The organism is Cognatazoarcus halotolerans (assembly GCF_009800965.1).
Classification (GTDB): Bacteria; Pseudomonadota; Gammaproteobacteria; order Burkholderiales; family Rhodocyclaceae; genus Cognatazoarcus; species Cognatazoarcus halotolerans.
In genome coordinates this window covers 330,631-354,302 of sequence record NZ_WUAF01000001.1, presented here as the reverse complement: position 1 = coordinate 354,302, position 23,672 = coordinate 330,631, and the positions used below count along the sequence as shown (strand labels likewise).

The 23,672-nt window shown below is 64.8% G+C and carries 25 protein-coding genes; 8 read left to right on the top strand and 17 right to left on the bottom strand.

The window, feature by feature from the left end; genetic code table 11:
- Window positions 1-15 precede the first annotated feature (15 nt).
- The 4 genes from GQB03_RS01685 to GQB03_RS01670 all read left to right on the top strand — a co-directional run bounded on the left by GQB03_RS01685 (window position 16) and on the right by GQB03_RS01670 (window position 1,827).
- A complete protein-coding gene (locus tag GQB03_RS01685) occupies window positions 16-504 on the top strand; it encodes a hypothetical protein (protein ID WP_159683302.1) in 489 nt (162 codons plus the stop codon).
- Window positions 501-938, top strand: a complete 438-nt coding sequence (locus GQB03_RS01680) for a c-type cytochrome (RefSeq protein ID WP_235026898.1) — start codon at window positions 501-503, stop codon at window positions 936-938. The genes GQB03_RS01685 and GQB03_RS01680 overlap by 4 nt, the downstream gene beginning before the upstream one ends.
- Window positions 939-952: 14 nt before the next feature.
- Window positions 953-1,399, top strand: a complete 447-nt coding sequence (locus GQB03_RS01675) for a DUF411 domain-containing protein (protein WP_159683299.1) — start codon at window positions 953-955, stop codon at window positions 1,397-1,399.
- A gap of 86 nt (window positions 1,400-1,485) precedes the next feature.
- Window positions 1,486-1,827, top strand: coding sequence for a hypothetical protein (locus GQB03_RS01670; protein WP_235026897.1), 342 nt, complete (start codon window positions 1,486-1,488; stop codon window positions 1,825-1,827).
- Window positions 1,828-1,836: 9 nt separating this feature from the next.
- Here the strand turns inward: GQB03_RS01670 and GQB03_RS01665 are convergent, their stop codons facing one another.
- The 3 genes from GQB03_RS01665 to GQB03_RS01655 all read right to left on the bottom strand — a co-directional run bounded on the left by GQB03_RS01665 (window position 1,837) and on the right by GQB03_RS01655 (window position 4,178).
- Window positions 1,837-2,238 (bottom strand): VOC family protein, encoded by a 402-nt coding sequence (locus GQB03_RS01665; protein WP_159683296.1) that lies wholly within the window; start codon window positions 2,236-2,238, stop codon window positions 1,837-1,839.
- Between the two features lie 75 nt (window positions 2,239-2,313).
- Complete coding sequence (locus tag GQB03_RS01660) at window positions 2,314-3,504, bottom strand: MFS transporter (protein WP_159683294.1); 1,191 nt, start codon at window positions 3,502-3,504, stop codon at window positions 2,314-2,316.
- An 8-nt stretch (window positions 3,505-3,512) separates the two neighbouring features.
- Entirely contained in the window at window positions 3,513-4,178 is a 666-nt protein-coding gene (locus GQB03_RS01655; protein WP_159683291.1) for a hypothetical protein, read from the bottom strand.
- 134 nt (window positions 4,179-4,312) lie between these two features.
- Here GQB03_RS01655 and GQB03_RS01650 point away from each other — a divergent pair, with 134 nt between their 5' ends.
- Complete coding sequence (locus tag GQB03_RS01650; RefSeq protein ID WP_159683288.1) at window positions 4,313-5,944, top strand: methyl-accepting chemotaxis protein; 1,632 nt, start codon at window positions 4,313-4,315, stop codon at window positions 5,942-5,944.
- Between the two features lie 20 nt (window positions 5,945-5,964).
- Here GQB03_RS01650 and GQB03_RS01645 read toward each other — a convergent pair whose 3' ends face one another.
- On the bottom strand, window positions 5,965-7,272 hold the full coding sequence (locus GQB03_RS01645; protein WP_159683285.1) for an amino acid deaminase: 1,308 nt from the start codon (window positions 7,270-7,272) through the stop codon (window positions 5,965-5,967).
- Between the two features lie 196 nt (window positions 7,273-7,468).
- On the opposite strand from GQB03_RS01645, the gene GQB03_RS01640 reads away from it, so the two are divergent.
- The 3 genes from GQB03_RS01640 (at window position 7,469) to GQB03_RS01630 (ending at window position 9,569) form a co-directional block, all read left to right on the top strand.
- A complete protein-coding gene (locus GQB03_RS01640; RefSeq protein ID WP_159683282.1) occupies window positions 7,469-8,395 on the top strand; it encodes a hypothetical protein in 927 nt (308 codons plus the stop codon).
- Window positions 8,396-8,532: 137 nt separating this feature from the next.
- Window positions 8,533-9,243 carry an AzlC family ABC transporter permease gene (locus GQB03_RS01635; protein ID WP_159683279.1) on the top strand — a complete coding sequence of 237 codons (711 nt, stop codon included), beginning with the start codon at window positions 8,533-8,535 and terminating at the stop codon, window positions 9,241-9,243.
- Window positions 9,240-9,569, top strand: coding sequence for an AzlD domain-containing protein (locus tag GQB03_RS01630; RefSeq protein WP_159683276.1), 330 nt, complete (start codon window positions 9,240-9,242; stop codon window positions 9,567-9,569). Before GQB03_RS01635 ends, GQB03_RS01630 begins: the two co-directional genes overlap by 4 nt.
- Before the next feature lie 2 nt (window positions 9,570-9,571).
- Here GQB03_RS01630 and GQB03_RS01625 read toward each other — a convergent pair whose 3' ends face one another.
- The 13 genes from GQB03_RS01625 to GQB03_RS01565 all read right to left on the bottom strand — a co-directional run bounded on the left by GQB03_RS01625 (window position 9,572) and on the right by GQB03_RS01565 (window position 23,668).
- Complete coding sequence (locus GQB03_RS01625; protein ID WP_235026896.1) at window positions 9,572-9,964, bottom strand: ferrous iron transport protein A; 393 nt, start codon at window positions 9,962-9,964, stop codon at window positions 9,572-9,574.
- Window positions 9,961-11,931: a ferrous iron transport protein B gene (feoB, locus tag GQB03_RS01620; protein WP_159683273.1), complete on the bottom strand. Its 1,971-nt coding sequence runs from the start codon at window positions 11,929-11,931 to the stop codon at window positions 9,961-9,963. Before feoB ends, GQB03_RS01625 begins: the two co-directional genes overlap by 4 nt.
- A 119-nt stretch (window positions 11,932-12,050) precedes the next feature.
- Window positions 12,051-13,136, bottom strand: coding sequence for an alpha-hydroxy acid oxidase (locus tag GQB03_RS01615; protein WP_159683270.1), 1,086 nt, complete (start codon window positions 13,134-13,136; stop codon window positions 12,051-12,053).
- On the bottom strand, window positions 13,133-13,816 hold the full coding sequence (locus GQB03_RS01610) for a Fe2+-dependent dioxygenase (protein ID WP_159683267.1): 684 nt from the start codon (window positions 13,814-13,816) through the stop codon (window positions 13,133-13,135). The genes GQB03_RS01615 and GQB03_RS01610 overlap by 4 nt, the downstream gene beginning before the upstream one ends.
- 55 nt (window positions 13,817-13,871) lie before the next feature.
- Window positions 13,872-16,178 (bottom strand): TonB-dependent receptor, encoded by a 2,307-nt coding sequence (locus tag GQB03_RS01605; protein ID WP_159683264.1) that lies wholly within the window; start codon window positions 16,176-16,178, stop codon window positions 13,872-13,874.
- A gap of 357 nt (window positions 16,179-16,535) precedes the next feature.
- A complete protein-coding gene (locus GQB03_RS01600; RefSeq protein ID WP_159683261.1) occupies window positions 16,536-16,958 on the bottom strand; it encodes an ExbD/TolR family protein in 423 nt (140 codons plus the stop codon).
- Window positions 16,958-17,719: a MotA/TolQ/ExbB proton channel family protein gene (locus tag GQB03_RS01595; protein ID WP_159683258.1), complete on the bottom strand. Its 762-nt coding sequence runs from the start codon at window positions 17,717-17,719 to the stop codon at window positions 16,958-16,960. The genes GQB03_RS01600 and GQB03_RS01595 overlap by 1 nt, the downstream gene beginning before the upstream one ends.
- Complete coding sequence (locus GQB03_RS23120) at window positions 17,716-18,513, bottom strand: energy transducer TonB (RefSeq protein ID WP_159683255.1); 798 nt, start codon at window positions 18,511-18,513, stop codon at window positions 17,716-17,718. Before GQB03_RS23120 ends, GQB03_RS01595 begins: the two co-directional genes overlap by 4 nt.
- A 169-nt stretch (window positions 18,514-18,682) precedes the next feature.
- On the bottom strand, window positions 18,683-19,159 hold the full coding sequence (gene bfr, locus GQB03_RS01585) for a bacterioferritin (protein ID WP_159683251.1): 477 nt from the start codon (window positions 19,157-19,159) through the stop codon (window positions 18,683-18,685).
- Window positions 19,156-19,383 (bottom strand): (2Fe-2S)-binding protein, encoded by a 228-nt coding sequence (locus GQB03_RS01580; RefSeq protein ID WP_159683248.1) that lies wholly within the window; start codon window positions 19,381-19,383, stop codon window positions 19,156-19,158. Before GQB03_RS01580 ends, bfr begins: the two co-directional genes overlap by 4 nt.
- Window positions 19,384-19,600: 217 nt before the next feature.
- Complete coding sequence (locus tag GQB03_RS01575) at window positions 19,601-20,023, bottom strand: hypothetical protein (protein ID WP_159683245.1); 423 nt, start codon at window positions 20,021-20,023, stop codon at window positions 19,601-19,603.
- 4 nt (window positions 20,024-20,027) lie between these two features.
- Window positions 20,028-21,230 (bottom strand): porin, encoded by a 1,203-nt coding sequence (locus GQB03_RS01570; protein ID WP_159683242.1) that lies wholly within the window; start codon window positions 21,228-21,230, stop codon window positions 20,028-20,030.
- A complete protein-coding gene (locus GQB03_RS01565) occupies window positions 21,227-23,668 on the bottom strand; it encodes an EAL domain-containing protein (protein ID WP_159683240.1) in 2,442 nt (813 codons plus the stop codon). The genes GQB03_RS01570 and GQB03_RS01565 overlap by 4 nt, the downstream gene beginning before the upstream one ends.
- Between the last annotated feature and the right edge of the window lie 4 nt (window positions 23,669-23,672).

The following is a 23,672-nucleotide window of genomic DNA, read 5'->3' as shown; positions in this document are numbered from 1 at the left end:
TGAAGGAGTCACATCATGAAAACGCTTGTTACCCGTACGACGCTCGGTGGACTTGTCCTGGCCGCTGGCATGGGGCTCGCGACGCTCACGCCGGTGCTGGCTGCGGATGCGCCGCAACCGGACGCCCAGTGGGTCCAGAAAGTGGAAGAGCACATGCGCGAGATGCAGGAACTGATGGTCAAGTACTGGAAGACCACCGATCCCGCGGAGCGTGAGAAGCTCGCCGAAGAGCACCGCAAGGAGATGCTGGAAGGCATGGAACTGATGCACCAGCAGGGCGGCCCGATGATGCAGGGATACATGGGCGGTCCGGGAATGATGATGGGTGGCCCCGGCATGATGCACGGATACGGTGGCGGCATGATGGGCGGCGGCCCGGGCGCGATGAATCGCAACTGGGGCAGCGCTGACGCTCGGGTGGCACATCTCGAGAAGCGCGTCGATGCGCTCGAGATGATGCTCGACCAGCTCGTGAAGCGCCCCGCGGCGCCTGCCGGCAAGTGACCGGCCGTCTCGCGATGGTGCTGCTGGCCGCGACGCTGGCCGGATGTTCGGGGGAGTCCGCTTCCCCGGGCGCGGCTGACGCGGCGACGCTCGTGCTGGGCGAGGCCTTGTACGCGAAACATTGCGCCAGCTGTCATGGCGCTGGCCGCGAGGGCCAGACTGAGTGGCGCAGCCGCAAGCCGGACGGGCGGCTGCCTGCGCCGCCGCATGACGAAACCGGCCACACCTGGCACCACCCGATGGCGCAGCTGTTTGCCATGACCAAGTTCGGTCTGGTGCCGCCGCTTGCGCCTGAGGGATATCAAAGCGACATGCCTGCCTTTGCCGGCATATTGTCGGACGACGAGATCCGTGCGGTACTGGCCTGGATCGAGAGCGCCTGGCCAGAGGAGGTGCGCCGCATGCGTGCCGAGCGCTTTGCTCAGAACCGCTGATGAAGGAGGAAAACATGAAGAATGGAAAATTCGCGGGGGTGCTGGTCGCGCTGTGCCTGTCCGCCGGCTTCGGCCAGGCGCTTGCGAGCGAGCCCGAGATCACCATGTTCAAGGACCCCGGCTGTGGCTGTTGCGGTAAGTGGGCTGAGCATATGCGCGCCAACGGCTTTGCGGTGAGAGAAGTGCCGAGCCGCGAGATGAGCGCGATCAAGCGCCAGATGGGCGTCCCGGAGCGGCTCGGATCGTGCCACACCGCGCGTATCGGCAAGTACGTGATCGAGGGTCATGTGCCCGCCGCCGACGTGAAGCGGCTGCTGGCCGAAGGCGCGGACGTGGCAGGACTTTCCGCCCCGGGCATGCCTGCCGGTTCGCCCGGCATGGAGAGCTCGATCCGCGCCGATCAATACGAGGTGGTGAGCTTCGATCGCGCGGGCAATGCGACCGTCTTTGCGCGGCATTGAGGTATCGTGCCATTCATCGGCAGCGCGCGACATGGGCCGCGAGGCAGTGCCAGAATCCGAAGCGAGGCCAATCGAGGGAGCTGAAAATGAAGCAGTCCGGACTGCGTGGCCGTCTTGCCGGGATGGTGCTCGCGGCAACGATATCGGTACTGTCTGCCGGCCCGGTGCTGGCAACCGATGACACCGTCACCGGCGACAGGGGCGCGGATATGGCGATCGATCTGGTGGTGGTGCGGCCACTGGGTCTGGCGGCGACGGTGGTCGGGGCGGTCGGCTGGGTGGTGGCGTTACCCTTCACGCTCCCCACCGGGCAGGCCGGGGAAACGGCTCACCAGTTCGTCGGGCGCCCTTTCGAGTACACCTTCAACCGGCCGCTCGGTGACATGGATCACTGCGGCCGCGATGCCCACCCCTGCGGGAACCGCTGAGCGCACGTTTCATTCGATCCAGAAATGCGGGTTCCAGGCCACCTCCCAGGGGTGTCCGTCCGGGTCCGAAAAGTATCCCGAGAAGCCGCCCCAGTCGGTATTGCCGGCAGGTTTGAGGATGCGCCCGCCGGCGGCCATCGCTTCGGCGAGTACGGCGAAGACGTCTTCCCTGGTGCGCACGTTGTGCGCCAGCGTGATGCCGCCGAATCCACTGCCGGCCGGATCGAGCCGGGCGTCGGCGGCCAGTGCGGCACGCGGATAAAGCCCCAGCCAGAGCCCGTGCAGGCCGAAGAAGGCCACTTCGGGCGTGCTCTCGGGCTGCAGTGGCAGCTTGAGTCCTTCGGCGTAGAAGCGGCGGGCCCGGTCGAGATCGGACACGCCGAGGGTGATCAGGCTGATGCGGGCTTCCATGGTGCGGCTCCCTGCGCGGTGGAACGGACATCCTGCCCTTCCTGCCGTGCCCGGGCAAGGGCCGGGGCCGTTCGTTCAGACTGCCGGCAGCCTGCGGCGCATGCCGAGGCCGCGCCACGCAATGATCACCAGGACCACGCCGATTACCGGAAGGGCGAGCCAGTTGAGTGTTTCCCAGCCGGCGCGGTCGAGCAGCACACCCGATGCCAGTGACGTGACGCCGGTGGTGCCGGCCACGAGCAGGTCGTTGAGACCCTGAACCCGGGCCTTCTCGGCCGGGCGATAGGTTTCGGTGAGCAGCGTCGTACCGCCGATATAGAGGAAATTCCAGCCCACGCCGAGCAGCACCAGGGCCATCCAGAAGTGGTTTACCGTGCTGCCGCTCAGCGCGATCGATGCGCAGGCGGCCTGCAGCAGGGCGCCGCAGAACATCACCTGCAGGGCACCGAAGCGGCGGATGAGGTTGCCGGTGAAGAAGGACGGCGCAAACATCCCGATCACGTGCCACTCGATGACGAAGGCCGCATCGGCGTAGGGATGCCCACAGAAGCCCATCGCCAGCGGCGTGGCGGTCATCAGCAGGTTCATCATGCCGTACCCGACGGCTGCTCCGACCACCGCGACGAGGAATGCCGGCTGGCGCGCGATCTCGCCAAGCGGGCGGGCCTCGCCGCTCGTTTCGGCGTCGCTCTGCGGCGGAATCCTCAGCGCCGACTGAACTGCCAGCGCGACGAGCAGGACGCCGCCGAGGACGAGATAGGCTCCGAGGAAATCGATCTCGAACAGTCCTCGGGTGAGTTTGCTGGTTTCCGGTCCGAGAATTCCGCCGACGATGCCGCCGGCCATCACCCAGGAAATCGCCTTGCTCTTCCATTGGGGCGGGGCGACGTCGGCTGCGGCAAAGCGATAGTACTGGGCGTAGGCGTTGTAGCCGCCGAACACGAAGGTGCCTGCGCACAGCAACCAGAACGCGTGCAGGTAGATTGCCAGCGAGCACAACGCGCAGCCGACGAGGCCGAATGTCGTTCCGAACATGAAGCCGGCGCGCCGTCCGGCACGACGCATGTGCAGGGAGGCCGGCATTGCCATCAGGGCCGTGGAAATCACCCAGCAGGCAATCGGCAGGGTGGCCAGCGCCTTGTTGCCGGCCAGCGACAGCCCGGCGAGGCCGTTGATCGCGATGAGCGTCACGTTGTTGGTGAACAGCAGCGCCTGGGCAATGATCAGCAGGACGAGGTTGTGAGCGGGCGATTTTTGCTCGGGCATGGTGTGACTCAGCATTTCCGGACGAATCGAGGGGAGCGCGCGGGGCGGCATGTTGCCGTCAGGCCGACCAGCATGTCGAGTACGCAGTAGAAAGCGCCTGCGGCAAAGGGCGGGTTCAGGGTGGTCCAGCCAAGCCAGGGGGCGCTTGCCTGCCAATGCCAGTTGCCGAGCCAGGTGCCCCACAGCTCCATGGCAAGCGAGAGCAGGAACATGGTGGCATACAGACGCGGTGCCGGACCGAAGCGCAGGCACAGCAGGAACAGCGTCACGAGGACTGCGCTGAACTGGTCCGCGCCGGTGGTCCACAGTACCGCGGCGGCTACCGTCGCGGTCGCGCCGATCGGCCGGATCAGGCTGGCGGGCAGGCGCTCGGCGAGGCCGAGGCCGAGCAGATACAGCAGAACGTGCCCGGGCGGCACGAAGGCGGGCAGACCCGCCTCGCGATAGGTATAGAGCCCCCACACGAGGGCGAGAAAGAGTTCGCCCGCGGTGGCGATCAGCAGGCAGGCCAGCATTGCCGTGCGTCTCGCCGGTGCCGCGTGAAGCAGCAGGGTGGCAAATACCGCCCAGGTCCACAGGATTACCGCATGCGTTCCCCATGTGCCGCCGTACTGATCGAGAAGGAGGCCCAGGGCAATCGTGAGGGTGATCGTCAATGCGGCAGGGCGCGACACGGTGTGCTCTCGCAGCGGGCCCGGGTCTGGGCTTTTTTTCGGGCGAAACAGCTAAAGTAATTCACGATTTGCCGATATACCGAATGGAATAGAGATGACAAGGCGTTGCGCGGCCTGTATCGAGGATAAATGCGATGAAGAAAACAGTCTCCATAAAACTGCAGCTCCTGCTGCTGGGGGTCGTCACCTGTGGGCTTTTCGTCATCGCGCTCGGCAGTACCCTTTGGGAAATGCGCAACAGCCAGCAGAAGCTGATTGCCTATATCGATACCGAACTCGCGGCCGAACGCCACCTCAGGGAGCTCTATGCACAGGGTCTGCAGATGGGGCAGGCGATTCGCAACGTATTGCTCGATCCGGCCAACCCCAAGGCCTACGCGAATCATGACAAGGCGGAGCAGGGGTTCGATGCCGCGCTCGACGGGCTGGCGGCACTCGATCTGCAGGGGGCCGGCGCCCGCAATCTGCTGACCGGGCTCCGTGCCGGTCAGGCTGCCTGGCAGCCGCTGCGCAGGGCGGTCATCGAGACGGTCCGCGCCGGCGACCTCGCTGCGGCACGGGAGACGCTCGTGAAGCGCGAAACGCCTGCCTGGCGAAGCGTCAAGCAGGTCATGCTCGACGGCTTGGTGGAAGCGCAGCAGCAGACGGTCGAGACCCGTGCCGCATTGGTCGACATGCTGCAGGCGGCACAGCGCAAGGCGTTGCTGCTCGGGGCGTTGGCGCTGGTGGCGAGCGTGATCGTGACGGTTCTGATCCTGCGCAGACTCGCGGCGCAAGTGGGGGGCGAGCCCGCCTATGCGGTTGAAGTCGCGAGACGGATCGCCGCGCGCCAGCTCGACGAGGCGGTCCGGGTCGAAGGGGGGCGCGAAGGCAGCGTGCTCGGCGCCATGGCGGAGATGCAGGCACAGCTTTCCGGTGCGCTGGGTGAGGTGCAGCGCAATGCCCGGGCGCTCGGCGAGGCGGCGGGCAGTCTGCAGGCGAACGCTGCGCGGGTCGAGCGTGCGTCCCTGTCGCAGAGCGAGTCGGGTGGCGCCATCGCGGCGGCGGTGGAGCAGATGACGGTGAGCATTTCGCAGGTTTCCGACAATGCCAGCGAGGCCGACAGGCTTGCTGGAGAGGCGGATCAGCGCGTGCACGAGGGCATTCGGGTGATCGATGAGGCGGGCGAGGCAATGCAGGCCATCGCCGGGCGCATCGAGGCGTCGGCTGCGGTGATGACCGAACTGGGACGCAATACCGAAGGCATCTCGGGAATCGTCAAGGTGATCGAGGAGCTCGCCGGCCAGACCAATCTGCTTGCCCTCAACGCCGCCATCGAGGCAGCCCGGGCCGGTGAGCAGGGCCGCGGGTTCGCGGTGGTGGCGGACGAGGTCAGGAAACTTGCAGAGCGGACCGCGCATTCGACCCAGGAGATCGCGCAGATGGTGCTGCGGGTGCAGGAGAGCGCCCAGCAGGCGATCGAGGGTATGCGCGATGGTGAGGCGCTTGCCGGTGAGGGCCTCGCCCGCTCCGGACTCGCGCGTGATGCGGTGAGCATGCTCGAGGCCAGCACCGCGCTGGTGCGGGATGCGGTGGCCTCGATCAATCTGGCGCTGCGCGAGCAACGTTCGGCGAGCGCCGAGATCGCCCGCGGCGTGGAGCACATTGCCGCGATGAGCGAGGAGACCCACACCGCCAGCCGCGATTCGGCGCAGCGTGCCGACGATGTGAAGGGCCTGGCCGTCGGTCTGGCCGACACGGTGGGACGCTTCCGGCTCGGCGCCTGAGTGCCAGCGGGCTCTCTCGCTCAGAAAAAGGTCCTGATCGCCCCGCTCACCCGGTAGGACGAATCGACCGTCCACAGGAGCGGCCACTTGTCGAAGGTGGTGCACGGGTGCGAGATCCCGAAGCCGACGAGATCGCCGACCGCCAGCGGGTGCGATGACGGGCCGTCGACGAAGGCGTGCTGATCGTTGAGGCTGCTGACACGGAAGCCGTCGAGCGGCTGCGGCTGCCGATGGGTGCCGCGGCGCAGCCACCAGCGGGGCAGCGGCAGGTCGATGTCGTAGGAGGCGTCGCGCTTGCCGAATGCCACGATCACGCGCCCCGGTTCAGGACAGGACTGGACTTGCGCGACGATCTCCAGCGCCGGACGCAAACCGGTGCCGAGCACGGCCAGTCCCGGATTGCGTGCCGCAATCGCCTCGGCAAGGTGATGGTAGTGAACGCTGTCGTGGGTGAGATAGCAGCCGCTGCGCAGGATCAACCGGCTGCTCCCCGGGAGCGTGACACCAAGACCTGCCACGACGAGATCGAAGAAGGCCGAGCCGCCGGCACTGAGGATGATTTCGCCAGCGCAGAACAGCGCCCGCGCATGGCATGCCAGGGCGAGCGTCCTCACGGTATCGAGCATCGCCTCGACCTGCGGTTGTTGCCGCTCGGCAGGATGGCCTGCGAAGATTCCTTCGAAGGCTTCGATACCCCGCAGCGCAATGCCTGGCGCCGCATCGGCAATCCGCTCGGCAAGCGCAAGGCCCTGTTCGACGCCGCGTACCCCGGTGCGGCCACCGCTGGCACCCACCTCCAGCAGAACCTGCAGCGGCCGACCGGCGGGGCGCTCCGCGATTGCCCGACACAGTCGTTCGAGTCCTGCCTCCGAGTCGACCAGGCAGTAGAAGTCGAACGTCGGGTCGCGCGCCATTTCGTCGAGCACCCAGCGGATATCGGCAAGCCCGACCAGCTGATTGGCGTAGAGGATGCGCGGCACGCCGTGCCGGCGGTATACCCGCAAATGGGCCGGCGTCGCCGCGGTCAGCCCCCAGGCACCGTCATCGAGCTGGCGCTGGAACAATTGCGGCGCCATGGTGGTCTTGCCGTGGGGCGCTATGCTGGCGCCGCTGTGAGCCAGGAAGCGGCGCATCCAGATGCTGTTGCCGGTCAGCACATCCTCGCGGATCAGGGCGGCCGGCAGGGCGAAGGCCTCGTCGTCGAGCGTGAGAGCGGCAGTCGCGATTTCGCCGAGCCGCAGGCCGTAAAGATGCGGCGGGACGATCTTGAATTTCCAGTCGAGCCGGGTCTCGAAAATCGCGTCGAGGTGAAGGGAGGGCGTGTTCATGGCTGATCGGTCCTTCCGGGCGGGCGCGCCGGGCAGATTGCCCGTAGCCGGCATTACAGCAGACTCGTCGCCATCGCGTACCCGAAATGCGCACGGGTCTGGTGTCGTGCCGGGTTCGCGCGGGCCAAGCACGTTCGCGGCCGGTACAATGCGCAGATTCGCGGCGCGCGAGGAGCCCGCCAGGAGGATGATTGAAATGAAAGTGCAGGTTGAATGTCGCGGCGAGGCCTTGCAGAGTGCCGCGCCGATGCTGACCAAGGTGATAGAAACCCTGATCGCACGTACGGTGGAGCGTGACCCGGAGCTCGATCTGGAAGACCTCGAGCTGATCGTCGTGGCCGAGGATTACACGTTGGCCCTGGCCCAGCTGACCGGCGGTGATGCGGTCGGCGGCGAAGGCGTGGTGCGGGCGATCCACGGGGAGGAGTCGGTGACCGTGCTGCTCGACGGGCGTCACATGTCGGCGGCACTGGCTGGCGACGCCGAGGCCGTGGCGGGTTTTGTCCATCTCTTTCACCGCGAGCTGTGCCGCATTCACGATGCACGCATCCGCCTCGGTCGTGCGGAAGGGCTGGCCGCACTGCTGGATTGCGATTTCGACCGTCAGCTGTTGCCGATCGCCGAGTCGATGTGGGCGGAGTATTTTTCGACCCGCCGCGCGGTATGGTCGCTGCCGGCTTCGTCTGATCTGATGCTCAATCACCTCGCCGACCTGCACGACGCGCTGCCGCCCTCCATGCAGGAGGAAATCACCTTGCATCTCGCGGCCAACGACCTCGATGCGTTGTTCGCAAGGAGCCTCGGCAGGATCACCCACCTGCTGCAGACGGCCGCGCATTGCCAGGGTTATCTCGCCGGTCTCGACCGGCCTCTGGGGCAGTTGAGTCCGGAGCTCGAGCAGATTCTCGCATCGGGTTTCCTGCGCGAAGCATGGCCGCGACTCGGCGAAGTGCTCGGCCAACTCTACGGCGGCAAGACGCGTAGCGCCGAGGCGTTGTATGCGGCGCTGCTGCCGGAAATCCAGGCGGTCTTTGCGGCACTCGGCCTGGCCATCCGGCGGGCCGAGGATGGTGGCGTATGGCTCGATCCCATGCCGGTGTTCGGCGCCACGCCGATGCAGTGAGGCCAGGCGGGCCAGGGCGTACTGCCGCCGCGACCGGGCCAGTACCGCTGCGTGCGAGGTCGACGGCCGCCGCGCATCCGGTTAGGCTGGTCCGGACCGATCCGGCTCCGGATCGCATTTCACTTTGATGTTTCGCCATGAATGACTCGTTCCGGCGCGGTGCTCGCGAGGGCTTCCGCGCCTTTCTCCCTTTGTCGGTCGGATTGGTCCCGTGGGCGATGGTTACCGGGGTGGCGATGCGCGCCGCCGGTTTCTCGATCGTCGAGGCGATCGGCATGACGCTGATGGTCTTCGCGGGAACCGCGCAGATCGGCACCTTGCCGCTGATCGTCAGTGGCGCGCCGCTGTGGCTGATCGTCGCTACCGCCCTGGTGCTGAACCTGCGCTTCGTGATCTTCAGCGCCGCGATTTCGCCCGCTTTCGAAGGGATTCCGCTGCTCAAACGGCTGATGTCGGGCTACCTGCTGGTCGACGGCGTGTTTGCGGTCGGCGCCCAGCGGATGCTGGCGTCAACCGATAAGGACTGGCGTTTCGGTTTTTTCCTTGCTCCGTCGCTGTGGGCGTGGAGCCTGTGGCAGGTATTCGTGCTGATTGGGGTACTCGGCGCCGAATTGGTGCCGCAGGGCTGGTCGCTCGAGTTCATGGCGACGATCGCCCTGATGACGTTGCTGGTGCCGCTGGCGGCGTCACGGCCGATGCTGGTGGCGGCGCTTGCCGGCGGAGTCGCGGCGGTGGCGCTGCGCGGCATGCCGCTCAAGCTGGGCCTGATCGCCGGGATCATGGTCGGCATCGCCGCAGGTTTTGCCGCGGAACACTGGCAGCATGGCAAGGAGGCGGAGGCGCCATGATCAGCGGCGTATGGTTATGGGTGACCTTTGTGCTGATCGCGCTGGCAACCCACATTCCGCGGGGCAGCTTCATCGTTGCCGGCAGTCGTGCGAGGCTTCCCTCCGCGCTGCAGCGCGCATTGCGCTATGCGCCGGCGGCGGCCCTGTCGGCGCTGGTGTTGCCGGACGTGGTGCTCGACGGCGGCGAACTCGATCCGCTCAATCCAAAGCTTGCCGCCGCGCTGGCGGTGCTGCTGATGACTGCGCTCCGGCCGCGCAATCCATGGCTGCCCTTCATTGCCGGCATGGGTGTTCTGCTGCTGCTGCGCAAAGGCCTGGGCTGGTAGTTTCAGGTGCGGCCGCGGCTGGGCAGCTTCTCGACCCACAGGTCACCCGCGACGACGTGCTCCAGCGCGATCTCGACATGATCGCAGAGCACCACGGTGAGCGGATGTTGCTGCAGGACTTCCAGCGGATGGCCAATCGACAGGCCGTAGGCGAGCAACTGTTCGCGCTGCAAGGGATCGATGGCGGCATCGAATTCGGCCAGGCGAATCCTGCTTCCGACCGGAACGCCGATCAGGCGAAGATGCTCTCGATTGCTCATCGTGGGCGTTGGTTGGTGTCCGCCGGCCGGGCCGCGGGCGGTATGCGGCATGAGCAGTGTAGCCCAGCGGAACAGGAAATGCGGGGCGGCCGGCAGCGGCCGGGCGATGGCTGCGCCCGAGGTCTCGATGGTCACCAGAAAATCCTCAGTAGCTGATGCAGGATGCCGCCGACCAGGAAGGCGGTCGGGATGATCATCGCGAGCATGAGCGCCGCGGTGCGTGCGCCTTGCTCCTTGATGATCATCATCATGCTGGCGATGCAGGGAACGAACAGGGTGAGGGTGACCATGCCGACCACCGCCTGTTCGGCCGAGAGCTGGCCGGACAGCGCGAACAGGCCGGTGGCGCCGAAGTCCCGGCGCAGGAAGCCCATCACGAAGGCTGCGCTCGCCTCGGGCGGCAGGCCGAGCCAGCCGGTGACCAGCGGTTCGCCGGCGCGGATGATCCACGGCAGGACGCCGAGGCGGTCGAGCATGAACATGATGAAGGTGCCGAGCAGGAACAGCGGGATCACCTCGATCAGGTACCACTTGAGTCGGCCGCCGGTCTTCTTCATGACATTTCCGAGCACCGGCAGGCGCATCGGCGGCAGCTCGGTGACCAGCGGAATGCGCCGCCCCTTGACGAGCTTGCCGGCCAGCCAACCGGTGAACAGCAGTACGAAGAGTATCGTCACCGCCCAGATCACGGTGCCACCGAAGGTCATGCCGCCGAGCAGGCCGAGCACCACGCCGAGCTGGGCCGAGCAGGGAATCGCCAGTGCCATCAGGAAGGTGGTGATGAGTCGCTCGCGGCGGGTATGCAGGATGCGCGTGGTGAGGGTGGCCATGGTCACGCAGCCGAGGCCGAGCACCATTGGCAGCACCGCCCGGCCGTTGAGGCCGAGCAGTGCGAACATGCGGTTGGCGATGACCGACAGGCGCGAAAAGTAGCCGGAATCCTCGAGCACCCCGAAGGCGAGGAAGAAGGTGGTGACGATCGGCAGGATCAGCGCCAGCGCGTAGGTCATGCCCATTGTCCACAGGCCGTATTGGCCGACGAAGAGATCGGTGAACCAGCCCTGCCCGAAGGCGCCGGTGAAGAAGTCGGTGACCGCCGGATTGAGGATCTCGCCGAACAGCTTCTCTTCGAACAGGCCGACCAGCGTTTCCGCCCCGAAGACGCCGACCAGTTCATAGACCACGAACAATACGGCCAGCAGGATCGGCCAGCCCCACAGACGATGCACCGCGAGTTGGCCGAGCCGCTGCGCCATCGGCCGGCGCGCGCGGGCATGCTGATCCATCACCGTCTTCGACAGCGCATCGGCGGCGCGGCCGCGTTCGGCGGCGAGCCGGGCGGCGAGCGGTTCGCTGCCCGCGCCATCGGCTTCACTGCGCAGGGCGAGCAGTTCCGGGTAGTGCACGCCGCATCGGGCCTGCAGCCAGTCCTCGACTTCGGAATCGCCGCCGAGGAACAGGATTGCGAGGCCGCGCGAGGCGAGGCGTGGATGCGGGGCATGTTCTTCGACGAAAGCCGTGGTGCTGCGCAGGATCGCTTCGGTGGCGTCATCGTAGTGCAGCAGGGGCGCGGGCGCCCTGGCGACGGCGAGTGCGTCGATCAGCGGCTGCATGCCTGATCCGCCGGTGGCGATGGTGGGCACCACCGGAATGCGCAGGACCTCGCCGAGCGCCTTGTGGTCGACCGCCACGCCGTGTGCCGCGGCCTCGTCGCTCATGTTGAGGGCGAGCACCATCGGCACGCCGAGTTCGGCCAGCATCGCGGTCAGGGTGAGGGTGCGGCGCAGGTTCTTGGCATCGCCCACCTGTACCGCAAGACGCAGTTCCTCGTTGAGCAGGGCGCGCATGGTGGCGCGTTCGTCGTCGCTGCGGCCCGGCAGCGAGAGCACGCCGGGTGTGTCGAGCAACGAAATCGCTCGATCGAAGCGGGCCGTCGCACGCGACACCTCGACCGTGGTGCCGGGGTAATTGGAAACGTTTACATAGGTGCCGGTGAGACGGTGAAAAAGGACTGATTTGCCGACGTTCGGATGTCCCACCAGCAGCATCGATGTGTGATCGAGCGGACTTTCCGGGGAGAGGGGCGGCGGGCTGAGATCCATGGCGGGGCGGAACGGATGAGTGGGGCAGGAGTTTAAGCGAATCGCTGACGAATGATAGTGATTCGCACTTGTATTTTTGTTGATGCGGGTCAACTCCCGGGCCCTGAGCCGGGCGGCTCTCAGGGTGCAAGCAGGTCGGACGAGATGTCCGCTATCCGCGCGCAGCCGCACAGTGCCATCGCAATCTCCAGTTCGTCGCGCAGCAGCCGGATGATGTGCGCCACGCCGGCTGCGCCTGCATTGGCAAGCCCGTGTATGACGGGCCGGCCGATCAGTACCGCGTCGGCGCCCAGCGCGATTGCCTTGAGTATGTCGGTGCCGCGGCGGATGCCTCCGTCAACCAGTACCGCGAGGCTGTCGCCCACGGCATCCGTAATTGCCGGCAGCGCACGTGCGGTCGCGACGGCGGTGTCGAGGACCCGTCCTCCGTGGTTGGAGACGATGAGCCCCGATGCGCCGGCGTCCAGCGCAATGCGCGCGTCGGCGGGATGGAGGACGCCCTTGAGGATGATCGGCAGGCGGCTCTCGCGCTGCAGCCAGGTGAGGTCGTCCCAGTCCGCGGCCTGGTTGACCAGCCCGGCGCAAAGGCCGGTGCGCCCGCCTGGGGGGCGCGGCGGCAGGCCAGCGAGGTTGACCGCCGAGATGTCCGGCGGGAGCGCGAAACCGGTCCGGCGTTCGCGGTCGCGGGCGCCGCTGCAGGGCGCGTCCACGGTCAGCACCAGGGCCTCGTAGCCCGCGGCCTCGGCACGCGCCACGAGCTCGCGGTTGAAGCCGCGGTCGTGCTGCAGATACAACTGGAACCACAGCGGCCCACGGTCCGCATCATCGGCGATCGCTCCTGCGATGGTTTCGAGCGAAATGCTGGCCTGGGTGCTCACCACCATGCCGGCGCCCTGGGCGGCGGCGGCACATGCGCTGGCGATTTCGCCGTCCGGATGGGCAAGACGCTGGTAAGCCACCGGTGCCAGCAGGATCGGATGGGCGAGGGCGCGACCGAGCAGCGTCGTGCCGGTGTGGCCGCCGGCGAGGCTGCGCAGTACCCGTGGATACAGTGCCATGCCATCCCAGGCCGTGCGATTGGCGGCGACGGTCAGTTCGTCCGCCGCTCCGCCCTCGAAATAGGCAAGGGCATTGGCATCGAGCCGGCTGCGTGCGAGCGCCTGGTGGTCGGCGAGGCTGACCGGGCCGCTGCCGGCTGCGCTCATGTGTCGGCCCACATGCGCAGCAGATTGTGATAGGTGCCGGTGAGCGCGACCGTTTCGGCATTGTCGCCATCGCGGCTTCGCAGACGGGTGATTGCCATGTCGAGGTCGAACAGCAGGCGCCGCTGCTCGTCGCTGCGGACCATGCTCTCGATCCAGAAGAAGCAGGCGATGCGCCAGCCGCGGGTGACCGGCGCGACCTGGTGGACGCTGTTGCCCGGGTAGAGCACGGCGTGGCCCGCCGGCAGCTTGATGGCGCGCGATCCATAGGTGTCCTGAACGATCAGTTCCCCGCCCTCGTACTCGCCCGGATCGGAGAGAAACACGGTACAGGAAAGATCGGTACGCACGCGGACGCCGTCGTCGGCACGGAAACGGATCGCATTGTCGACATGCTCTCCATAGCTTGGCGTGTCGCCGCCATACCGGTTCAGGCGCGGGGTGACGAGCTTCTTCGGCAGCGCTCCGGTGAGAAAGAGTGGGCTGCGCTCGACCGCGGTGACGACGCTTTCACGAACGATGCGCGCAGCCTTGCAGTCGTGCGGCAGCTGCTGGTTGCGCTTGACCAGAGCGGCCTGTGTGCCGGCGGAACTGCGACCGTCTTCCCAGGGGGCGTCGGCGAGGAGCCGCCGGGCTTCCTCGAGTTGGTGTGCATCCAGCACATCGGGGATCTGCAACAGCATGGGGCGTGTTCCCGGAAGAAAAAGACCGCCCCTGACGGGGCGGCAAAGAGGTGATTCAGAACTTGAGGCTGGTGGTGAGCATGAAGATCCGGCCCGGGCCAGGTACGTAATGGCCCGGATAGAGCGAATCGGCGTAGAGCTTGTCGAAGACGTTGCTGAGGTTGGCCTTGATCACGATCTTCTCGGATGGGAGTGTGTATTCGGCCATGAGATCCATGGTGGCGTAGCCTGGAGCATACCAACCGGGGTTGCGGTTTGGCTGCTGGCGGCTGCGGAAGTTCACGCCGGCGCCGACTCGGAAGAGGTCGGTGAGCAGATAGGTGCTCCACACCGTGCCCGAATGCTTCGGCGTGAGTGAGGGACGGGTGCCCACGCCTTCCGAGCCTTCGGCTCCCTTGTCGATCTTGGCGAAGGGCATCCACATGTAGGAACCGTAGATTTCCCAGCGCGGCGTGATGTATCCGGAGAAGTCCCACTCGAAGCCGGTCGCGTGACGTTTTCCGGAGAGGACCGCGATGTTGATCAGTGGGTCGGTGTTGCGCTCGTTGAGCTTGGTCGAGCGGAAGATCGCGAAACGGTTGGTGAAACGTCCGTCGGCTGAGTCGATCTTCGCGCCGATCTCGATGTTCTGGCTTTTCTCCGGTGGCGTGTCGACCGTCGCGGCGTTGTACGAATAGGTGTCCCCTGAAGTATTGAAAGAAGTGCCCCACGAGAAATGCCAGGACTGCAGCGGATTGGGCTGGTAGAGCACGCCAAAACGCTTGCTCCACTTGTAGATGCTCTGTTCGTAGTTGCTGGCGGTGACCGGGCCGGGGGCGGTGCCGGGGATCGAGTAGGTGTTGTATTCGCCGTGCATGCCGTCGAAACGCAGACCGGCGACGAGCTTCCAGTGGGGGGCGACCTCGACCAGATCCTGGGCATAGACGCCCCACGCGGTGGATTCGAAGTCGCTGGTCTTGCGCAGCACGCGGCTCGCCTCATCGACCCAGGCACCGTCGTCCGGCGTGCCGATGGTCGTGTAGGGCTTGCTCAGATCAACGCCGCCCTGTGCCGCATTGCGAGCGCCGTACACCGTCTTTTCCTCGCGGGCGAGGTCGACCCCGGCGAGTAATTCATGTTTGAAGCCCGCCGCTTCGAATTTTGTGGAAAGGTCACTTTGCAGGTGCAGGGTGTCCATGTCCTGGATCTTGAGGTGGGTTCCGCGGCGCAGCACCGTGTCGGGGCCGAAGGTCTCGAGGCTGGCTGCGATTCCGCCCGGCTGGTCCCCCGCGGCAGCGAAGCGGATTGCACCGGAGCGTTGGTCGCGTTCGTACGAGCCCTTGCGGATGACGGTGCGCAGCTCGGTGTCACTCGAGAAACGGTGAATGTGGCTTGCGGTGTAGTAGGTCGCGGAACCATCGTTGTAGTCGCTCGCGGAGCCGTAGTAGGTGTCGGGATCGATCGGCAGCAAGGTGGTGTCGCGGGCACTCGATGTCGTGGTCGGGCGGATCCATGGCATGCCGTAGTTGATGCCGTTGTTGTTGTCGAGGTGGAAGAAGCCGACCTGGAATTCGTCGCGGGTGCCGATACCCCAGCGCAGCGCGCCGGCCGCGCCCCATTTGTCGATGCTCGACCCGGCACCGTTGCTGTCCGCGTCGGTCTTCATGAGGTTGAGACGTACTGCGGCGTTTTCCCCGGTCTTCTTGTTGAAATCGGCAACCACCCGTTTGTAGTCGTGGCTGCCCAGCGTGACGTCGACCTGGTTTTCGTCGATGAGGCGCGGTTCCTTGTTGACCTGGTTGACTGCGCCGCCGGTCGAGCCACGACCGAACAGCATCGAGGCGGAACCGCGCAACAGTTCGAGGCGGTCCAGATTGAATGTGTCGCGGTCGTAGAAGGCCGGATCACGGATGCCATCGACAAAGATGTCGCCGCTTTGCGCCAGCGGGAAACCGCGCAGGCGAATGTCCTCCTCGGCGCCTTCGGCGGCCTGGAAGGTGATGCCGGCGGTGTTCTTGAGTGCCTCCTTGACGGTGTCGAGGTTGCGCTCATCGATGAGTTTCTCGGTCACTACGGTGACGGACTGGGGAATGTCGCGCAGCGCCTGCTTGCCTTTGCCGATGCGCGTTTCGGTTGCGCGCAGCGCTTCGCGGCCGCTTGCGGCCTCGCGCTGATCGGTGACGACCACGGTACCCAGGGTCCGCGTCTTTTCCGTCGCTTCGATCTCTGCTTCGCTGCCTTGGGCAAAGCTGTTCATCGAAGCGGCGAAGATCAGTGCGCCGAGCGGGATGTGCGACCGCTCTGGTAGCCGGGGGGCGCTTGTACGGTCAGCGGGTCGTCGGGCGATCGTGTTTCGTCGGACGGGGCATTTCTTCTTCTGCATCGGGATTGAACTCCGGTGGCGGCCGTGCCTGGTGGAGGCCGGCGGGGATACAAGGGTCTGGGGTTGGGATGTCGTGCCAGCGCATCGCTGAACACTTTTGTAACAATAAGGCAAATGATAACGATTCGCAATAGCAATTATTGCGAATCGGTGAGTGCCCGTCGTTCGAGCGTCGCGGGTGCTTTCAAGCATCCCCGCGAACGCCGATCTATCCGGCCGTCCTGCCGTGCGTGCTGATATCGCCGCGAGATGCCGGCGTGTTCGCCCCGTGTGGATTGATCCGCTCGCCGTGTGTCTTTCGTCCCGTGTTTCGGGGCGCCTGCAATGAATGCAGGAACATCGTGCGAACGGAACGCTTCAGGGGAGGGGGTCGGGTTGGGTGATGAAGCCGATACGCTGAAGGCCATTGCGACGGGCGGCGGCGAGCAGCTCGGCGAGCTTCTGATAGCGCGTGTCGCGATCGGCTCTCAGGTGCAGCTCGGGCTGCGGCTCGAGGGCCGCCGCTTCGGCGAGCCGCTGATCCAGGGCCGGTGCTTCGAGCGGCGCATCATTCCAGAACAAGCGGCCCTCGGCGTCGATGCTGAGCGTAATCGTCTCGGGTTTGTCCTCGGCCGGCGTGCTCGAGGCTTGGGGCAGGTCGATCTTGACCGCATGTGTCATGAGCGGTGCGGTGATCATGAAGATGATCAGCAGCACCAGCATGACGTCCACCAGCGGCGTGGTGTTGATCTCGCTCATTGGAGCGTTGCCGCTGGTCTGGTCGAATCCGCCGAAGGCCATCATGCCGCTCCGCTGGTGGCAAGGTGGCTGCCTGAAGCAGTATTCGCGGCGCCTCCGCTCGTGCGAGGCTGCAGGCGTGCGCCGGTGCTGAGGAAGGCATGCACGTCGTGGGCGAACGCATCGAGACTCGCCAGGGTGAGTCGGTTGGCACGTGTCAATGCGTTGTAGGCCAGCACTGCGGGAATCGCGACAAAAAGACCGGCTGCGGTCATGACCAGCGCTTCGCCGACCGGACCGGCAACCGCATCGAGGCTCGCCATTCCGGTGCTGGAGATGCGTGCGAGCGCATGGTAGATGCCCCAGACAGTACCGAACAGCCCGACGAAGGGCGCCGTCGAACCTATTGACGCGAGTACCGTCAGGCCCGATTCGAGACGTGCGGTACTGCGACTGATTGACTGGCGCATCGCGCGGGTGATGAACTCGTCTGCTTGCAACTGGTTGCCGAGGCTCGAACCGGATCGTGCCCGGAGATGCTCTGCGGCCGTCGTCGCCTGGTGGAGCAGATCAGCGGCCAGCGGATCGCCACGCTTGCCCGATAGCGCCGCAAGCCCTTCGTCGAGGCTTGATGCCCGCCAGAACCGGTCGGTCGCTTCGCTGCTACGGCTGCGCGCGAGGAATTGCCAGCCTTTGGACAACATCAGGTACCAACTCGCGACCGACATGAGCAGCAGGGTGACCGCCACGGCGTGGCTTATCGCGTCGCCCTGAGCCCAGAGGTGGGCGAGATCGAATGCCGAGGATTGGTTTTCGGACGTCATCTTTCGTGGTTCTCCAGTTTGAATTTGATGGGCACGATCACCCACTGTTCGATTGCGGTGCCGTTCTCGCGAGCCGGTTCAAAACGCCACCGCGAGACGGTTTCGAGTGCAGTTCGATCGAGGCGGGGCGAGCCGGTGCTGCGTGCGAGTTCAACCTTGCCGGCCCGCCCGTCGCGGGTCACCCACACGCGCAATCTCACCGTGCCTTCTTCGCCAAGCCGGCGGGCAAGGGCCGGATAGGCGGGGGCCGGGTTGTTGAGATAGGCCGCATCGAAGCGCGCCGCCTCGGATACCGGTTGGCGCGCGGGTTCGGCCAACGAGTCATTCGTTCTGGCTCCCGAGTCTTGCGTCTGACTCGCGACGGCCGGCATGCTCGTCATTGCCGGGGCGCTTTCGGGCTGCACGGACGAAGGCGCATCGACCGGAGCCTGTGGCGTTTCGTCGGGAATCGGTTTCGGGGGCACCGGTTTGGCTCGACTGGGCGGCTGCTTGACCGCGCGCGGTGCGGGTGGCGTGACGACCTGAGGGCGTGGTGGAGGCGGCGCTTCGACGACAGGCTGGGCAATCTCGACGAAGGTGACGGCGAGTGGCATTGGCACGGCTGTCTCGAGCGGCTCGGACGCTCTCGAGATGGCCCACAATGCGGCCATGTGCGTTGCCACGACGAGCACGAGCAGGCTGATCCTGGTGCTCGGCCCCGGTGGGGTGGCGCGGCCTCTCGGTGCGGCGGGTTTGCGGGCCGGATATCCGACTGACGCCAGCCGCGGTGCGCTCAGGGCGATGGACGAAGTCATGGCGTCACCCCGGCGCGATCGCTGGCCGTGGGTTGGGCAATGGTGCAAGGCATTGGGTGCAGCTCGTGAAGTCGCGCAGCAGAGGCGCGTATTGCTTAGGGGAAAGTCGCTTGTTGCTGGCCAGGCCGGACTGCGATCCCGGGCGGTAATGCAGTCCGGCGGGGCGGGTTCAGCTACTTGTCTGCATCTGCGACTGGAGGTAGTTCTGCAGGCCGACCTTGTCGATGAGTTCGATCTGCGTCTCGAGGTAGTCGATGTGCTCTTCGGTATCTTCGAGAATCTCTTCGAAGATTTCGCGCGATACGTAATCCTTGCTGGACTCGCAGTAGCTGATCGCCTCGATCAGGTTTGCCCGGCCGTCACTTTCAAGCTTCAGGTCGCCAGCGAGGCACTCGGGGACCGTCTCGCCGATCAACAACTTGTTCAGGCTTTGGAGATTGGGCAGACCTTCGAGAAAGAGAATGCGCTCGATCAGCTTGTCCGCATGCTTCATTTCCTCGATCGATTCTTCGTATTCATGCTTGCCCAGGGCATCGAAGCCCCAGTTCTTGTACATGCGGGCATGGAGGAAATACTGGTTTATGGCGGACAGCTCGATCGTGAGCTGCTTGTTGAGGAACTGAATGACCTTCTTGTCGCCTTTCATGCTGCTGCCTCCCTGAGGACGAAGTGGTTGCGCAACTGTGCGCCAGGTTGGGGCAGCTCACAAGCGTGAACCTGTTTCAGGCAGTCCCGCGCACAGGACGCGCAGCGACCACATTCCGAAGCCACCCCGAGTGTGCGCCTCAGATCGAGCAGCGTCTTCGCTCCCGCGGAGGCGGCTTCCCGGATGTGGGTGTCGGTCACGGCGTTGCAAACACAGACGTACATGGCTGGGATCAACTTTGCGAACAAGAATGATTCGCATTAAATGCTTTGCGCCGCGTATTGTCAAGTGCCGACGTTGCGCCGCGCGTGAGATAGGTCGTGAAGTCGCCGCTCTCGACGAGCGGTCATCATCGACCGGAAGGTCCGGCCGCTCGGACGATGTGTGGGCCGCGATGCCCGAGAGACTCCGGCGAGCCCAGCAGCGACCCGTTTCCGGCTCTTATCTGATTCGCAGCAATACGCGCACCGATTCGTCTACATCCGTATCCGAGAGGTAGCCGATCAGGTTGGGATTGGATGCCAGCCAGCGCCGCAGTTGAGCAGGTGATTCGGCCTCTTTGGGCGGCAGGGCACGGCCGGTAAAGACGATACGCGACCAGTAGGTGCGGATCTGAACCGGATTCTTGCCGGTAAGTGCCAGATAGAAGCCATCTCGCACGTTGCCGGGGGGGAGGTCGGCCAGTGTTACCGGAGTGCCGTCAGGGAGCACCGCAGTTCGGCCAAGGTAGAGTCGTTCCACGTCTTGGCGGTCGAGTGTCATGACGAGGCTTGTCTTGCCGGTAACGACGACGGTATCGGCTTGCGCGCAGTGCGCGAGACCAAACAGCATGCAGACGAGGAGGGTGCGGGGAAGGGAGAACATGCGCTTAGAACAGCACATCCATCGAGACGCTGAGCGTGTTGAGCGTTCTGCCTCCGATTCGCGTTGCCGCCGCAGCGCTTGTCGGATAGAAGCTGCCAGCGGACGCCCGCTCCAAGTGCGCTTGAGTCCATTCGGCCTTGAGGGCCAGCATCCGGTTGAGGTCCCACCGCGCACCTAGTGTCAGGGTTTCCTGCGAGTTGTCCCTGATGAGATTGAAGAATCCAATGCTTTGCGCGAACCCCGTCGGGACGGGGCCGCGAAGGGTTTGTTCGAGTGTGTTCTGTTTCGAGAACAAGACGTACGGTGTCACAGCGCCGATTCGTCGTCCCACGCTCAGATATGCTCCTTCGACGCTCGGAATGTATCGATTGGTTCGCCGCTTTGCGTATTCTCCACTGATGATGTTGCGTCCGTCATCCCACTGAAAGCCCAGGGAGTCGAAGCGGGCATGCCCTTGCTCGCCACCTATCTGCGCGGCGAGTGCCTGTCCTGCCGCACCCGATGCGATCAAGGCATTCTTTAGCTGGATTGAACTGTTACTGCTCCGGATATAGCTGAATCGCGTTTCGGCATGCCCAAAGTGGAGGGTCAGGTTGTCATATCGAACGGCAAGGTTCAGCCCCACGGTATCGCGCAGCTCGACCACGCTATCGTCGAACAGATCCAGCTTTGAGTTCCCGAAATACGGGTGAACCTCAAGTTCGAGCCCTGATACCTGCTCGCGGTAGAGGAGGTCGATCCCGTCGAGTTCATTTACCGGGACAAGAGAGTAAACGTCGACCGGCGGTCGCACCCAGACATTCGTGTAATTGACTTGCAACGAGTCAGAAAGCATGAAGAAGGGCGCCCGCATCCGACCCCCGCGGATCGTCACGCTGGGTGTGAGTGCATAGCGGAGAAACGCCCACGTCACATGAGGCGTATAACTCCCGAGAGAATCTTCCGAGGAAACGATTTGAACGGTTGCATCAACCTTTGGGGCGAGAGGCAGGCTCGCCTGGATTCCCAATATCGAATCCGGACTAAGATCCAGACGGGAATCTGAGGGTTTATTGACCCCCCAACGTACGAACTGCGCTTCGCCGTCGTCTGTATATACGAAGCCCACGGTTCCGAATCCGGTCAAGCTCAGTGCAGAAGTATCGGACGCTGATGCGATCGAGGCCGCTAGCGCAAGAGATAGTGCTCCAACCAGCTTGCTGATCATCTGACAACTCCACTGCCTGTACGCAAATTCGGTGCAGCAGCAAAACTTTCTGCCTTCTGGGGGCGGGCGTAGAGATAGCCTTGGCCGTAATCGCACCCCATGTTCCGTAGAAGTTCGGCCTGGGCTTCGGTTTCGATGCACTCGGCGACTACGGTGATGCCGAGGTCGTGAGCGAGCTCGATGCTGCGGCCGACGATTGCTCTCAGGCGCCGGTCCTCCATGATCGAGCGGACGAACGATCCGTCCAGCTTGATGACATCGCAAGGCATGGTGTGCAGATATGACAGCGCCGAGAAGCCGGTGCCGAAATCGTCGATCAACACCGCCATGCCCGCGTCACGAAGGGCTTGCAGGGTGCCCGCGGTGCGTGTGTCGGGTGCGGCCAACAGGCTCTCCGTGATCTCGAAGCGAAGCAGCGAGGGAGGGATCTGATGCAGTTTCGCTATGGCCATGATCTCGTCAGCCAATCCTGCCAGGGTGAATTGCTTGGCCGAGAGATTGATGCTGACCGGTAGCGAAACACCCTCCGCGGATTGTGTCTGCCAGGCACGAATCTGGCCACAAACCTGATCTACCACCTGCATGCAAAGAGGATGAATCAGATCGAGTGTTTCGGCGAGGGGAATGAAGTGAGCCGGCCCCAGCAAACCTTCCGTCGGGTGCGGCCAGCGGGCCAGGGCTTCGTAACTGCAGACCCTGTTGTCGGCGAGCGATACGATCGGTTGGTAGTACACGGTCAGGTCGCGCCCGCGCAGTGCCGCCCGCAGATCCGATTCGAGTCTCAGCGAATGAAGCGCCTTGGTATGCATCGAGGCATGGAACACTTCGACTGCGCCTGCCTTGCTCTGCCGCGCCTGATGCAACGCATTATCAGCGTCGCGCAGCAAGGATTCCGCATCGTCGGAAATTCCCTCGCTCAGGGCTACGCCGATGCGGGTGTTCGGGTAGAGCGTATGTCCCTCGACATCCACCGGCTCGGCGAGGCGTTTGCGCAGGGACTCCGTGAGTCGCAAGGCCTCGGTCGCGTCACTGATGCCGTTCAGCAGCACCGCGAACTGATCGCCACCCACCCGGGCTGCGACATCGCCCTGGCGAAGCGTGCTTCGGATTCTGTCGGCCAACTGGCGCAGCAGTGCATCGCCGGCTGCATGACCGAAGCTGTCGTTGACCAGTCGGAAGCGCTCAAGATTGATGGCAAGCGCCGCGAAGCGGAAATCTTCATCCCGGTTTCGCTGGCCAAGAGCACTTTTCAGGTGGGCCACGAACAGGCCCCGATTGGTGAGACCGGTCAGGCCGTCATACAGCGCATCGTGCACGAGGCGTTCTTCAGCGGTCTTCCTCAGGTTGATGTCGCTGGTCGAACCGGCCATGCGGAATGCCCGTCCGGTCGTTTCGTCACGCAGCGCAACGCCGCGGGTCATGACCCACTGGTAGCTCCCGTTCGGCAACCGTATGCGGTGCTCCATCATGAACTGCGGGCTGTAGCCCTTCATGTGGGCGATGAGTTTTTGCCGGAAGGTCGGGGCTTCGTCGGGATGCAGGCGCGCGAAGGAGGTGGCTGAGTTGATCTGCGAATCGTTCGGCGCGAGTCCGGCAATCTCGCAGAAACGGGGGGAGACGTAGATGCTGTCCGCAAGGATGTCCCAGTCCCACAATCCGTCGTTGGCGCCCCGGATCGCCAGGGCGTAGCGCTGCTCGCTGGCCTGGAGACGCTCTGCCGTGGTTTGCAGTTCGCCGATCCGCGCCTGGAGGTTGGCGGCCATGATGTTGAAATCGCGCGAGAGCTGGGCAAGTTCGTCACCGCCCTCTTCGGGCAGGCGGTGATCCAGATGGCCGTCGGCAATCGCACGGCTGCCCCGCAGCAGGCGACCGAGGTTGCGAGTCAGTAGATAGCCGATGCCGTACAGCAGGATGAAGGTAAGAAGGATCTCGGCAAGTGCGATGAGCCCGCCTTGGTGAAGAATTGCTTCACGCGCCGCGGCAAGCACCGAAACGGATACGCCGAACTGCATGAAGCCGACCTGGTTGCGTTCGAGCAGGAGGGGGCGCCGGATGTGGATCAGGCTGCGCTTCATTCCGTTTTCCATCCCGATACTGTCTTCCGGATCGGGTTTGGGCAGCCCGATCATCTGTGGCATGCCCGCGCGCAGCAGAATCGAACCGTCGGCGCCGCCTATGCGCACGTATACGAGACCCTCGCCTGCCTCGTCGAGCAATTCGCCGAGGACGTCCTGAAGTTCGTCGTAGCGGCCCTGCGCGCCATAGGCCGCGGCAACCGTGTGCAGCATTGCCGCGTTCTGCTGTACCAGCGTGCTCATGCTCGCCGTTGCAGCCTCGTTCATCAGGCGTGCGCTGTTGGCGAGCAACAGCGTGAGCAGCACGACCTGGACGACCGTACTGGCAAGCAGAAGGCGCAGGCGGATCGAAAGGTTCTTCATGCTG